Origin of the sequence: Micromonospora sp. KC213 (assembly GCF_004348325.1) — a bacterium.
Classification (GTDB): Bacteria; Actinomycetota; Actinomycetes; order Mycobacteriales; family Micromonosporaceae; genus Micromonospora.
In genome coordinates this window covers 22,857-35,067 of record NZ_SMKF01000047.1, presented here as the reverse complement: position 1 = coordinate 35,067, position 12,211 = coordinate 22,857, and the positions used below count along the sequence as shown (strand labels likewise).

Sequence of the window (12,211 nt, the reverse complement as noted above, 5' to 3'; positions counted from 1 at the left end):
ACTCCGGGCGGCGGGGCCTGCTCGGGGCGTCCGGAGGATGTAACCGATCGGGTGCGGCCCACATTCCGCGGGCCTCCGGCCGGCTGCCGGGCGGGAGAGCACCGGCGTCTGCCAGATACAACGCCGCGTCGGCGGTGGCGATTCCGCCGCGGGGTGGGCGACCGTGAAACCGGATTTAAAGGATAAATCGGACATCGGTGGTCGCTTGCGACCGCGCTCCAGTCGTCGGGCGGCGTGCCTGCCCTCAGAGCCAGCCGGAGCGGCGGAACAGCCGGTACAGGGTGACGGCGGCGGTCGCCATCACCAGTAGTGCCGCCGGGTAACCGTAGGTCCAGGTCAGTTCCGGCATGTGCACGAAGTTCATCCCGTACACGCCGGCGATCGCGGTCTGGGCGGCGGCGATCGCCGCCCACGCCGCGATCTTGCGCATGTCGTTGTTCTGCTCGACGGCGAGCTGCGCGAGCCGGGACTGCACGATCGAGGTGAGCAGTTCGTCGTACGCGGCGACCCGGTCGACGGCCCGGGCCAGCCGCCCCTCGACGTCGACGAACCACCGGCGCAGTCCGGGCGGCGGCCCGCCGTCGCCGCCGGCGACCAGGGCGCGCATCGGCTCGGCCAGCGGCAGCACCGCCCGCCGGAACTCCACCACCTCCCGCTTGAGCTGGTAGATGTGCTGGATGTCGGCGTGTCGATCGGGGGCGAAGACGCTCTCCTCCACCCGTTCCAGGTCGTGCTCCAGGTGGGCGGCGACCTCCAGGTAGAGGTCCACCATCCGTTCGGTGACCGCGTACGCCACCGCCCACGGGCCCTGGGCCAGCACGCTCGGGCGGCGCTGGATGCCGTCCCGGACGGTGCTCAGCGCACCGGCGGCCCCGTGCCGGACGGTGACGACGAACCGGTCGCCGAGGACGACCAGCACGTCTCCGGTGTCGACCACCTCGGAGCTGGCGGTCAGTTCGCCGTGCGCGACGTACCCGGCGGTGCGCGCCACCAGCAGCGTCACCTCGCCGTGTCGCTGCACGGCGGGGCGGTGCCCGTCGGCGAGGGCCTGCGCCACGAGCAACTCGTCCAGGCCGAAGACCTGGCCGACGGCGGCCATCACCGCCGCGTCCGGCTCGTGCAGGCCGAGCCAGACGAACGTGTGGCGGTCCTGTCGGGTGCGGGCGTACGCGTCGGCGAAGTGCGGGCGGCCCGGTTCGCGGCGGCCGTTGGCGTACACGGCGCAGTCGACCACCGCGTCCGGGTTCGCCCGCCGGGGCGCCTGCCGCGGTGACTCGTCAGGGCGTCCGAGTAGCCGCCCGACCAGTGAGTCCAGCCCCGGGAGCAACCGGTGCGTCACCCTTCGCCGCCCCACCGTCCACCTCCGCCTCGCCGCGCCGAGGGATCACCGTAGTACGGCGGCGGGTGGCGGTGGCACGGAGGCGGTCAGCGCACGGCGCTGGCGCGTACCACGATGTTGTGGGAGTAGTCGCGGGAGCGCTCGTCGAAGCGCCCACCGCAGGTGACCAGGCGCAGCGCCGCGCCCGGGCCGCCCGGGCCGTAGACCAGGGTGGTGGGGAAGTTCCCCTTCGGGTACGCCCCGACGCCGTCGACCGCGAACGTCACCACCCGCCCGTCGGCACGGCTGATCCGGACGGTGTCGCCGGGACGCAGCCGGCCGAGGTCGAAGAAGACCGCCGGTCCGTGCCGGGTGTCGACGTGGCCGACGACGACCGCGTTGCCGGCCTCGCCGGGGCTGGCTCCCGGCCGGTACCAGCCGGCGACGGTGGGTCGGTCCAGTGGTGGCACCTCCAGGATGCCGTGCGGGTCGCCGGCGACCGGCACCAGTTCGGCGTGTACGTCGATGGCGGGAATGTCGATGCGCAGGGGCGCGGAGCGGGGCAGCACGGGCCCCGGCGAGCGGTGGTGTTGTTCCGCGCCGTGGCTGCCCGCTTCGGGCTGCGGTGGTCCCGCCGGGCCGGCGGCGAGGCCCGCGACGATCAGGCTGATGCCGGCCGTGCCGGCGAGCGTCACCGCGGCCGCCGCGCCCCGGGTTCGGGTGAATGCCATCGCCTCACCTCCCCGACGGCGATGTGGTCCGGGTGCCCGTCCGGTTCGTACCGGTGCGGGCACCCGTTCCGAGGGATGGTGTGGTGGCGGCGTCAGCCGACGGTGGCCGCCCGCTGCCGTCGGCGCAGCAGGACGGTGGCGCCGAGCGCGGCGGCGCCGGCCAGCGCGCCACCGGTGGCCAGCAGGCCGGCGGTGCCGTCGTCTCCGCCACCACCGCCGGCGGGGGCGCCGCCGATCGGGGTCACGGTGAAGGTGGCGCTGCCGGCGGAGCTGCCGTCACCGCAGGTGGCGGTGACCGTGTAGGTGCCGAGGGTGAAACCGGCGGTGAAGAGTTCCGCGCTGAGCCCGCCGCCGGCGGCGGCCGTGGTGGATCGGACGTTCTGGTCCCGGTTCGGTCCGGTGACGCGGAAGAGGGCGTCGCCGGTCTTCGGGTTGCAACCCCTCGCGGTGAGCACGACGGTGCCGCCGACGGGGGTGGTGGACGGTGACACGGTCGTCTCCGCGAGCGCGGCGGCCGGCAGGAGGAGCGTGCCGAGTCCCACGCCGAGCGTTGCCGATACGAGAACTGTCTGTGCCTTCATACGCGTGTTCCCTCACTTTTCGTCCGCTGTCTGCGTGGGACGTCGTTCGGGTGGCCAACTCCGTAACTAGCACCGGTGTGGCCAACACTAGGAGGGATGGGCCCCGGGCTCGGGGCAAATGAGAAATCTTCGTTGCCGTCACGTCTTTTCCCTCTGCCCGGCGACGGGGGACTTGCCCGACCTGGTCAGGCAAGTCGGCTGGCCTCCTAGGATGCTTTACAGGGTGTGAGGCGGAGCATCGACGAAGAAGGGAGCGGGTGTGCACAGCACGGTCCCTCACCTCAGATGTCGACGGGAAGCACCACGCCCTCGGCGGCGCAGCGGTGAGCCAGCTCGATCAGCGCCACGGTGGTCGCCGCGTCGGCCGGGTCGACCGGCATCGGCCCCTCGCCGCGCAGCGCCGCCACCACCTGCGGGTAGAAGTCCTGGTAGCGGCCGGGCTCGGTGGGTACGGCGCGCAGGTCGCCGTCGACGCCGAGGCGGCCGTACCGCTCGGGGGTGACCTCGCCCCAGCCGGGGCTGCCCGGCCGGCCCCCGGCACGTAGCGCCGCCTCCTGCACGTCCAGCCCGTACGTGGTGTACGCGGCCCGGTCGCCGAGGATCCGCAGCCGGGGCCCGAGCTGCGCGGTGACCGCGCTCATCCACAAGTGGGAGCGGACCCCGCCGGCGTGGGTGAGGGCCACGAAGGCGTCGTCGTCGACCCGCGCGCCGGGGCGGCGCCGGTCCACCTCGGCGTACACGTTGCACACCGGGCCGAACAGCTGCACCGCCTGGTCGATCAGGTGGGCGCCGAGGTCGTATAGGGCGCCGCCGGCGTCGTCGGGTGCGGCGTTCTCCCGCCAGCCGGGCTTGATCGCCGGCCGCCACCGTTCGAAGCGGGACTCGAAGCGGGTCACCTGGCCCAGCTCGCCGGCGGCGAGCAGCCGCCGGGCGGTGCGGAAGTCGCCGTCCCAGCGGCGGTTCTGGAAGACGGTCAACGGCACCTTTCGCCGGGCCGCCTCGTCGACCAGCGCGCGGGCCTCGGCGGCGGTGGTCGCGAGGGGCTTGTCCACCACGACGGGCAGGCCGGCCGCGATGGCGGCGCGGGCCATCGGCACGTGGTGCCGGTTGGGCGTGGCCACCACGACCAGGTCCAGCGCCTCCGGGGTACGCCAGAGCAGGTCGACGTCGTCGACCAGGCGGACATCGGGGTGCTCCCGACGAACCTGCTCGCGCCGCTGCGGGTTCGTGGTGACCACGGCGTGCAGCCGCAGCCCGGGGGCGGCGGCGATCAGCGGGGCGTGGAACACCCGGCCCGCGGTTCCGTACCCCAGCAGCCCCACCCGCAGCGCCTCGCCCACAGTGCCTCCCTCAGCCGGCTTCGGTTACGACCGTAGCTCCGGCCGGGTCCGCCGGGCGGCGGTCGGACCGCAGTCGGGTGTGGCAGGGTGGGCCGGTGGAGATCGTCGACCTGGCCCTCGTCGGCGGCGGTGGTGCGGGTTGCCTGGTGTTGGACGCGCTGGACCGGCAGCACCTGACCGGGCTGCGGATCGCGGTGGTCGACCCGGTCCGCAAGCAGGGCCAGGACCGTACCTGGGCGTTCTGGGGCGTACCCGATGCCGAGGTGGCGCCGCTGCTCAGCGCCACGTGGCGGCAGGTGGAGGTGACCACGCCGCAGCGACGACGGGTGCTGGACCTGACGCCGCTGCGGTACGCGATGCTGCGTTCCGCGCCGCTGTACGCGCGGGCCGCCGAGGCGGAGCGGCGGCTCGGTGTCATCCGGTTCACGGCGGCGGCCGGCACGCTCGACGACGACGGCACCGGGGTGACCGTGCGCGACACCGACGGCCGGGCGCTGGTGCGGGCCGGCTGGGTGCTGGACTCCCGGCCGGCACCGCCGCGGCGGCGGGGGCGCACCACGTGGTGGCAGCACTTCCGGGGCTGGTGGGTGGAGTCGGCCGTGCCGGTGTTCGACCCGGACCGGGCGGTGCTGATGGACTTCCGCACCCCGCAGCCGGCCCGGGGGGTCTCCTTCGGGTACGTGCTGCCGGTCAGCGACCGGTACGCCCTGGTGGAGTACACCGAGTTCGCACCCGCGCTGATCGACGACGCGGCGTACGACGCGGCGCTGCGCGACTACACCGGCCGGCTCGGGGTCGACCCGACCCGGTCGATGGTGCGGGAGGTGGAGCAGGGGATGATTCCGATGACCGACGCACCCTTCTCGCGTCGGCCGTCGGCGCGGGTGGTGCGCCTCGGCACGGCCGGCGGGGCGACCCGGCCGTCGACCGGGTTCACCTTCTCGGCGATGCGCCGGCAGGCCGCGCAGGTGGCTGGGGCGCTCGTCGCCGGCCGGCCCCCGGTGCCCCGCCCGGCGTACCCGGGTCGGCACCGGTGGATGGACGGGGTGGCGTTGCGGGCACTGGACACCGGGAGGGTGGGCGGCCCGGAGTTCTTCGGCCGGTTGTTCGACCGCAACCCGCCGCGGCGGGTGCTGCGCTTCCTCGACGGCGACACCCGCCCGGTGGAGGACCTGGCGGTGATGGCATCCAGTCCGCTGCTGCCGATGGCCTCGGCCGCCGTCGGTGACGCCGCCGGCCGGCTGCGGGCCCGGCTGTTCCGGTCCTGAGCACCTCGCCGGGGACCGCCGCCGGCAGCGGGCCGGCTCGGCCCGTTCGTCGTTCACGAAGCAGTTGCCGGGTTTGACGTAGCCGGCGGTCGGTGGCGCCCGCGGTTGTGGTCGGCCTGGGCCTGGGACTCGTCTACGCGGCCCTCGTCGTCGGTGTGTTCGGATCGGCATACGCCCTGGCCACCACGCTCGACCACACGTGGGGTTCGTTCCTGGTCGTCCGGGTCTGGTTGGGTGCCACCGGCCGGTTGCCGTTTCGGCTGGCCCGATTTCTCGATGACGCTCACCGCAGGGGAGTGCTACGTCAGTCGGGTGCGCGCTACCAGTTCCGGCACCTGATCCTGCAGGAGTACCTGGCCGGTGAGGCGAGTCGATCCGCCGTGCTTCCGGCGGAGACGAAGCCGGATGCGCACCGATCGACGCTGCACCGGCAGCGGGTCCGCCTCTGCGTGGCGGCGGTGGTCCTGCTGTTCATGGTGCTGTTCATGATCTCCGCGGGACCGTTGCCTCCCGTCTATCGCTCCGGGAGACCGGCCGGAATCCATCCTGGTGCCGAGCTGTACCGCCGGTGGCGGCAACGCACGTTGCTACGAGCACACCGGCTACCAGTGGCAGATCGGCCCTGGCGGCCGGGCCAGCACCACCTTCGCCCTGCCGGGCAGGCAGCGGGTCATGCGGTTGCGTGGGGTGGATGGCGGGTTCACCATCGGCCGGTCGGAGGGCGGCGCCGACGCCGTCTTCGAGTGGCGGATGGTCATTGACGGCCGGCTGATGCGGTCGGTAGAGGTCCGGGCCACCGGGAGCCGACGCGACGGGCCGCACGCGGCCCCGCCCCAGGCGAAGACCTTCGCGGTATCCGTGCGTCGCACCGATACCGCGCCATGTACGGCCACTCTGCGTTGGGACCACCCCATTGTGCGGTACCGAGGCGTCGTCTCCGAGCTGTCTTCCGGGGATTGACCCCGCTTCGCCGGACGGGTTCGACCTCGTCCGGGCTGGAAACGACGGGCGGCCGGTTGGTGATCAGAACGGTGGGGCGGGGCGGTAGGTTCGGGGCGTGGTGGACGCGGCGGGCAGCAGGGTTGTGGAGATCTGGACCGACGGGGCGTGCAGCGGCAATCCCGGGCCGGGTGGTTGGGGTGTGGTGCTGCGCTACGGCGAGCACGAGCGGGAACTGTGCGGCGGGGAAGCGACCCCCACCACCAACAACCGGATGGAGCTCACCGCCGCGATCCAGGCGTTGGAGGCGCTGACCCGGCCGGCCGCCGTGCGGGTGCACACCGACAGCACGTACGTGCGTAACGGCATCACCGGCTGGCTGGCCGGGTGGAAACGCAACGGCTGGCTGACCGCGGCGAAGCAGCCGGTCAAGAACGCCGACCTGTGGCAGCGGCTGGAGGCCGCCTGTGGCCGGCACGAGGTGACCTGGCTGTGGGTGAAGGGACACAACGGCCATCCGGAGAACGAGCGGGCCGACGCGCTGGCCAACCGGGGGATGACCGAGGCGCGGGCCGCGCTCGGCGCTGCCGCGACCGTCCGGTGACCGGCTGCGCTACACCTCGCTGGCGGGGTTGACCGCGTCCCGCTGGGCGGGGTCGGCCGCCCCGGAGACGGCGTCGACGTCGTAGCCGGCGCGGCTGGTCTCCCGGGCCGACAGGTGCTCATCGGCGGGCAGGTCGGCGAAGTCGTCGCCGGTGTCGTCGGTGCCGCGCAGGGAGTCGCCCGGCGGGCGCAGTGACGCCTCGTACGCCGGGGTGCCGTCCGGCTCGTCGGTGCTGGCCAGGTCGGTGCGCTGTTCGTTGGTCATGTCGACCTACCTGCCCGTCTGGTCGGCGGGCAAACCCGTCACCGGTGGCGGCGGGCCGCCGGGCGGGTTCGGCCGGGCCGGCGGGCCGGGGTGAGAGTCAGTCCGGACCAGTGGCCGGGGTGGCGCAGTGCCGCCGACAGTCGGGTGGTCCGGTCGCCGCGGGCGGCGTCGAGTTGGGACTGGTGCAGGAAAAGCGTGTCGCGCAGGTCGGCCCCGCGCAGGTCGGCTCCGCGCAGGTCCGCGCCGGTGAGGTCGGCGGCCCGCAGCCGTACGCCGCGCAGGTCCGCTCCGACCAGGCAGGCGCCCCGCAGGTTCGCCCCGGTCAGGTCCGCCTGTCGCAGGTCCGCGCCGAGCAGCATGGCGCCCCGGTGGTCGGGGCCGCGGTGTTCGTGGCGGGCCTGCTCGCTGGCCCGGATCAGCAGTGGGTTGACCTGCGCCCGGTGAGCGTCGACGTCGACCGCCGGCAGGTGGTCGACGTCGCCGGCGGTCAGTCGCCGGGTCTGCTCGATGGCGGTGGACAGGTCGTCGCGTAGTGCCCCGGTCGGGGTGAGCGCCAGCGCCTCGGTGAGGTACCAGAGCAGTTCGTGCAGCGGTCGGGCGACCGTGAACGCGGCGAACATGGCGGCGGCGGTGCCGGGGTCGGTGCGCCAGTCCTGCCCGCCGAAGGTGTGCTGGGTGATCCGCTGGCCGGCGCCGAAGCAGTCGAAGACGGTGCAGCCGGGGAAGCCGTGTTCGCGTAGCCGGTCGTGGATGCCGCAGCGGGAGTCCGGGCGCAGGTTGGGGCAGGGTTGGCCGGCGGACTTGTCGATGGCGAAGTCGGTGGAGGCGGCGAAGGCGGGGGCCACGCAGCACAGGCCGACGCAGCGGGCGCAGTCGGCGTGCAGCTCGTCCGGGGTTGGCGGTGGCGACACGGGTGGGAGCTCCCGGCTGGTCTATGTGCGGCTCCGTCCGTCGCGGGCCGGACCCTATTGTGCCCGGCCCGTCGCGAGGGGGACACGACGCCGCTGCCCGGGTGCGGCCGCGGCGCTCGGACGCCTCAGGAGTCGGGCACCGTGCCGACGGGTGTCACACCGATCGCCAGTCGTCCGACGGCAGGTGCGAACCCGCCTGCGGGCCCATGAGCAGCATCCCGCCGTCGACCGGCCAGGACGCCCCGGTGACGTACGCGGCGGCGGGGGAGGCGAGCAGCGCCACCACCGCGGCTACCTCCCGCGCGTCACCCGGGCGGCCCACCGGCACGCCCGGCCGCTGCTGGGTGAACGGGTCGACGTCCTCCTGCCCGGTCATCGGGGTGCTGATCTCCCCGGGTGCCACCGCGTTGACGGTGATGCCGTCGGCGGCCAACTCCTGCGCCATCACCCGGGTCAGCAGCCCCAGCCCGCCCTTGGCCGCGCAGTACGCGGCGGAGCCGACCCGGGGCGCGTGCTCGTGCACGCTGGTGATGTTGATGATCCGGCCACCCCGCCCGGCGGCCCGCATCCGCCGCGCGGCCCGCTGCCCGCACAGGAATGGCCCGTCCAGGTCCACCGCGAGCACCTCCCGCCACTGCTCCCAGCCGGTGTCGACGAACGGGACGGACGCCCCCGTACCGGCGTTGTTGACCAAGACCCCTACGCCGCCCAGCCGGTCGGCCAGCTCGTCGACGACGGTGGCGGCCTCGGGCAGTCGGGTCAGGTCCAGCTCGGCGACCTCGCAGCGGCGGCCGGTGGCGTGTACCTCCTCGGCGGTGCGTCGCGCGCCGTCACGGTCGGTGTGCCAGGTGATGCCGATGTCGAAGCCCGCCTCGGCGAGCGCGACGGCGCAGGCCTTGCCGATGCCGGAGTCGGCGCCGGTGATGATGGCGATTGTCGGGTAGCTCTCGTGTCGTTCAGGCATGGTTGCGCACTACCCGGGCGTGGTCACGCCAATCGTGGCAGGTGTGCCGTCGGGTGCGGTGGGTAGGTGCGGGGGATGGAGCTGGTCGAGGAGGCGCCCTACCGGTTCCGCATCGACCGGCACGATCCGATGCGGGTACCCGGAACCGTGTTCGCGTCCCGGTCGCTGTTGCCGGACGTGGCGGGGGATCGGTCGCTGGAGCAGGTGGCGAACGTGGCCACGCTGCCCGGCATCGTCGGCGCCGCGTACGCCATGCCGGACGTGCACTGGGGGTACGGCTTTCCGATCGGTGGGGTGGCGGCCACCGACCCGGCCGATGGCGGGGTGGTGTCGCCCGGCGGTGTCGGATTCGACATCTCCTGCGGGGTGCGGTTGCTCGCCGTGGACCTGGACCGGGGCGAGTTGGACGGCGTCCTGGAGTCGGTGATGGACGGGCTGGGTGCCGGTACGCCCCGGGGGATGGGCCGGGGCGCGGTGTGGCAGCTCGCCGACCGGGCCGAACTCGACGCGGTGCTGCGCGGCGGCTCCCGGTACGCCGTGGACCGGGGTCACGGCACCGCGCGGGATCTGGCACGGTGCGAGGACGGCGGGGCCGTGGCCGACGCCGACCCGGCGCAGGTGAGCGAACGGGCCGTGCAGCGCGGCCAGCAGCAGGTGGGCAGTCTCGGCTCCGGCAACCACTTCCTCGAGGTGCAGGCCGTCGACGAGGTTTACGACCGGGCGGTGGCGGAGGTCTTCGGGCTGCGGCACGGCCAGATCTGCGTCATGATCCACTCTGGTTCGCGGGGGCTGGGCCACCAGGTCTGCACCGATCACGTACGGGCCATGGAGAGGGCCATGCCCCGGTACGGCATCGAGGTGCCCGACCGGCAACTGGCCTGCGCCCCGGTGGTGTCGCCCGAGGGCCGTGCCTATCTCGGCGCGATGGCCGCCGCCGCCAACTACGCCCGGGCCAACCGGCAACTGCTGGCCGAGTCGGCCCGCCGGGTCTTCGCCGACCGCACCGGCCGCGCTTTGGACCTGGTGTACGACGTCTCGCACAACCTCGCCAAGATCGAGGAACACGAGGTGGACGGCGTGCTGCGCCGGCTCTGCGTGCACCGCAAGGGCGCCACCCATGCCCTGCCGGCCGGCCATCCGGAGCTTCCCGACGACCTGCGTCCCGTCGGCCAGCCGGTGCTCATCCCCGGCTCGATGGGCACCCCGTCGTACGTCCTGGTCGGGGTGCCCGGGGCGCCGGCCTTCGCCTCCACCTGCCACGGCGCGGGTCGCGTCCGCAGCCGCCGGCAGGCCACCCGGGCGGCGCGTGGCCACGATCCGCGCCGGGAGATGCAGGCCCGCGACATCGCCGTACGGGGCGCGTCGCGGCGCGGCCTGGCCGAGGAGATGCCGGAGGCGTACAAGGACATCACGGCGGTGATCGAGGCGACCGAGGGTGCCGGGCTGTGCCGGCGGGTGGCCCGGCTGGTCCCGATCGGCGTGGTCAAGGGCTGAGCCGGCGTCCGGGGCCGGTGCTCACACGTCGACGGTCACCGCGCACCGCCATCCGGTCGCGTCCCGGTCGAAGCGCAGCGCGTGCAGGCTGACCGCCTTCGGCACCGCCCCCACCAGCTCCACCGCGTCGGCGTCCACCGTGCGCCACCGCACCCGCAGTCCTCCGTCGGCGGGTTGCGCCTCGGTCACCAGCGGCAGTGTGCCCTCGGTCTCCAACCGGAAGATGACCTCGTCGAGGAGACCGACCAGCAGTTCGTCGTTGTCGCCGACAGGCAACTCGAAGGTGGTCTCGCCGGTGGCGGGCACCGCGTCGGTGTCGGCGAAGGTCGCCACCAGCGCGGCGACCGCCTCGGCCAGGCAACCGTCCCGGTCCGGCGCCCATGCCTCGATTCGTACGTCGGCGGTGTGCGCGACCGTGCGGTGCCCTCGGTCCATGCCCCGATCATGCCGCCCCGGCCCGGCATCTCGATGTCGAACCGCCGGCTCAGGACGGTACGTCGAAGGTTGGCGCGTCGGCGGTCAACACGGCGCCCCGCGCGTCGACCTTCCACCGCTCGGCCAACTCGCCGATCAGGGTGTCCAGCAGGGCCGGTACGTCGTCGCCGGCCCCCTCGTGCAGCGCCTCCACCACCACCAGCACGCGCCGGGTGTCGTGACGTACCGCCGACCACCCGCTCTGCCGGTGTGTCCAGCGCCGCGAGTGGGCCCGGCCGGAACCGTCGGCGAAGATCAGCTCCCCGGGCTCCGGGTACTCCACGCCGCCGGCCAGCGTCACGTACTCCTCGGCGCCGGTGGCGGACCGCACCTCCAGGTCACCGTCGATCCGCTCCCGGTCGAGCACCGCGACGGGGATCGCGTACGCGACCGAGACGGCGTTGCAGAGGTCGACGAGAGGGTGCAGTCGGGGCAGATCCCCGTCGCGGCGCAGCCGGCGAAGCAGCGACTCGGCCGCGCACCGGTACCGGGTCGGTGGCAGCCCGGTCGCGGCGAACGCCCGCCGCCAGGCCCGGATCTCGCGAAGTCCGCTCTCGGGGCCGGCCGCCAGCCGGTGGCGGGCCGTGGCGACGAGGTGCGCCACCGGCTCCGCCACATCGGCGTCCGGAGCCAGCCCGTCGGCGCTCAGCGCGGCGGCCACCAGGGTGGGGTGCGCCGACCGGACGGCTGCGGAATGCTGGAAACGCATCGGTGGTCCTATCTTCCGGAGAACAGCAGGGACAGCCCGAGCACGACGAACGACCCGGCGAAGGCGTGGCGTATCCGCTTGGTCAGCCGGGCGCGGGCCAGCACCCGTTCCCGCATCACGCCGGCGAGGATGCCGTACGCGGCGAACACCACGAGCGTGACGAGCATGAACACCGCACCGTGCAGCAGCATCTGCCCGGTGCTGTCCGGCGCGTCGGTGGGAACGAACTGCGGCAGGAACGCCAGCAGGAACAGCATCGGCTTCGGGTTGAGCAGGTTGACGAGCACCGCCGAGATGATCACCTGGCGGGCCGGGCGGGCGACCGGATCGGCGGCGGTGGCGAACCCGGAGCGGTCCCGCGCGGTGACCCAGGCCAGGTACAGCAGGTAGCCGACGCCCAGGTACCGCACCACGTCGAACGCGGTGGGGCTGGTGTGCATCAGCGCGGCCAGACCGGTGCCCACGGCCACCAGGTGCGGCACCAGCGCCAGCGTGCAGCCGACGGCGGCGATCAGCCCGGCCCGCCGCCCTCGCGACAGCGCGGCGGAGAGGGTGTAGACGACCCCGGTGCCGGGGGTAGCGGCCACCACCAGTGTGGCCAGCAGGAACGACAT

At 73.9% G+C, this 12,211-nt stretch carries 13 protein-coding genes; 3 read left to right on the top strand and 10 right to left on the bottom strand.

Translation table 11 applies throughout. The features are described 5' to 3' along the window. Nucleotides 1-244: 244 nt before the first annotated feature. The 4 genes from E1166_RS12780 to E1166_RS12765 all read right to left on the bottom strand — a co-directional run bounded on the left by E1166_RS12780 (nucleotide 245) and on the right by E1166_RS12765 (nucleotide 3,970). Nucleotides 245-1,339: a magnesium and cobalt transport protein CorA gene (locus tag E1166_RS12780; protein ID WP_243710322.1), complete on the bottom strand. Its 1,095-nt coding sequence runs from the start codon at nucleotides 1,337-1,339 to the stop codon at nucleotides 245-247. Between the two features lie 86 nt (nucleotides 1,340-1,425). After that, nucleotides 1,426-2,049: a class F sortase gene (locus E1166_RS12775; RefSeq protein WP_132338699.1), complete on the bottom strand. Its 624-nt coding sequence runs from the start codon at nucleotides 2,047-2,049 to the stop codon at nucleotides 1,426-1,428. Nucleotides 2,050-2,141: 92 nt separating this feature from the next. Then, entirely contained in the window at nucleotides 2,142-2,630 is a 489-nt protein-coding gene (locus E1166_RS12770; protein WP_132338697.1) for a hypothetical protein, read from the bottom strand. A 281-nt stretch (nucleotides 2,631-2,911) separates the two neighbouring features. Further along, nucleotides 2,912-3,970, bottom strand: a complete 1,059-nt coding sequence (locus tag E1166_RS12765) for a Gfo/Idh/MocA family oxidoreductase (protein ID WP_132338695.1) — start codon at nucleotides 3,968-3,970, stop codon at nucleotides 2,912-2,914. Between the two features lie 95 nt (nucleotides 3,971-4,065). Here E1166_RS12765 and E1166_RS12760 point away from each other — a divergent pair, with 95 nt between their 5' ends. Together E1166_RS12760 and rnhA are read left to right on the top strand one after the other, a co-directional pair. Then, complete coding sequence (locus E1166_RS12760) at nucleotides 4,066-5,238, top strand: lycopene cyclase family protein (protein WP_243710321.1); 1,173 nt, start codon at nucleotides 4,066-4,068, stop codon at nucleotides 5,236-5,238. Nucleotides 5,239-6,295: 1,057 nt separating this feature from the next. Next, nucleotides 6,296-6,781 carry a ribonuclease HI gene (gene rnhA, locus E1166_RS12755; protein ID WP_165944320.1) on the top strand — a complete coding sequence of 162 codons (486 nt, stop codon included), beginning with the start codon at nucleotides 6,296-6,298 and terminating at the stop codon, nucleotides 6,779-6,781. Between the two features lie 9 nt (nucleotides 6,782-6,790). On the opposite strand, the gene E1166_RS12750 is transcribed toward rnhA, so the two are convergent. From E1166_RS12750 to E1166_RS12740, 3 genes are all read right to left on the bottom strand, one after another. Further along, nucleotides 6,791-7,045 carry a hypothetical protein gene (locus E1166_RS12750; RefSeq protein ID WP_132338691.1) on the bottom strand — a complete coding sequence of 85 codons (255 nt, stop codon included), beginning with the start codon at nucleotides 7,043-7,045 and terminating at the stop codon, nucleotides 6,791-6,793. A gap of 38 nt (nucleotides 7,046-7,083) precedes the next feature. Continuing rightward, entirely contained in the window at nucleotides 7,084-7,956 is an 873-nt protein-coding gene (locus tag E1166_RS12745) for a pentapeptide repeat-containing protein (RefSeq protein WP_132338689.1), read from the bottom strand. 154 nt (nucleotides 7,957-8,110) lie between these two features. Beyond that, on the bottom strand, nucleotides 8,111-8,920 hold the full coding sequence (locus E1166_RS12740; protein WP_132338687.1) for an SDR family oxidoreductase: 810 nt from the start codon (nucleotides 8,918-8,920) through the stop codon (nucleotides 8,111-8,113). Nucleotides 8,921-8,995: 75 nt separating this feature from the next. Here E1166_RS12740 and E1166_RS12735 point away from each other — a divergent pair, with 75 nt between their 5' ends. Further along, nucleotides 8,996-10,414 carry an RtcB family protein gene (locus E1166_RS12735; RefSeq protein WP_132338685.1) on the top strand — a complete coding sequence of 473 codons (1,419 nt, stop codon included), beginning with the start codon at nucleotides 8,996-8,998 and terminating at the stop codon, nucleotides 10,412-10,414. Nucleotides 10,415-10,435: 21 nt separating this feature from the next. On the opposite strand, the gene E1166_RS12730 is transcribed toward E1166_RS12735, so the two are convergent. The 3 genes from E1166_RS12730 to E1166_RS12720 are packed head-to-tail and all read right to left on the bottom strand — an operon-like array spanning nucleotide 10,436 to nucleotide 12,211. After that, nucleotides 10,436-10,849 carry an archease gene (locus tag E1166_RS12730; protein WP_132338683.1) on the bottom strand — a complete coding sequence of 138 codons (414 nt, stop codon included), beginning with the start codon at nucleotides 10,847-10,849 and terminating at the stop codon, nucleotides 10,436-10,438. Between the two features lie 49 nt (nucleotides 10,850-10,898). After that, a complete protein-coding gene (locus E1166_RS12725; RefSeq protein WP_132338681.1) occupies nucleotides 10,899-11,597 on the bottom strand; it encodes a phenylalanine--tRNA ligase beta subunit-related protein in 699 nt (232 codons plus the stop codon). An 8-nt stretch (nucleotides 11,598-11,605) separates the two neighbouring features. Beyond that, nucleotides 11,606-12,211, bottom strand: a complete 606-nt coding sequence (locus tag E1166_RS12720) for a LysE family translocator (RefSeq protein ID WP_243710323.1) — start codon at nucleotides 12,209-12,211, stop codon at nucleotides 11,606-11,608.

Coding starts and splice junctions, on each gene's coding strand:
- E1166_RS12775 (WP_132338699.1), bottom strand. CDS start 2,049: ATGGCATTCACCCGAACCCGGGGCGCGGCGGCCGCGGTGACGCTCGCC.
- E1166_RS12770 (WP_132338697.1), bottom strand. CDS start 2,630: ATGAAGGCACAGACAGTTCTCGTATCGGCAACGCTCGGCGTGGGACTC.
- E1166_RS12750 (WP_132338691.1), bottom strand. CDS start 7,045: ATGACCAACGAACAGCGCACCGACCTGGCCAGCACCGACGAGCCGGAC.
- E1166_RS12740 (WP_132338687.1), bottom strand. CDS start 8,920: ATGCCTGAACGACACGAGAGCTACCCGACAATCGCCATCATCACCGGC.
- E1166_RS12735 (WP_132338685.1), top strand. CDS start 8,996: ATGGAGCTGGTCGAGGAGGCGCCCTACCGGTTCCGCATCGACCGGCAC.
- E1166_RS12730 (WP_132338683.1), bottom strand. CDS start 10,849: ATGGACCGAGGGCACCGCACGGTCGCGCACACCGCCGACGTACGAATC.
- E1166_RS12725 (WP_132338681.1), bottom strand. CDS start 11,597: ATGCGTTTCCAGCATTCCGCAGCCGTCCGGTCGGCGCACCCCACCCTG.
- E1166_RS12720 (WP_243710323.1), bottom strand. CDS start 12,211: ATGTCGTTCCTGCTGGCCACACTGGTGGTGGCCGCTACCCCCGGCACC.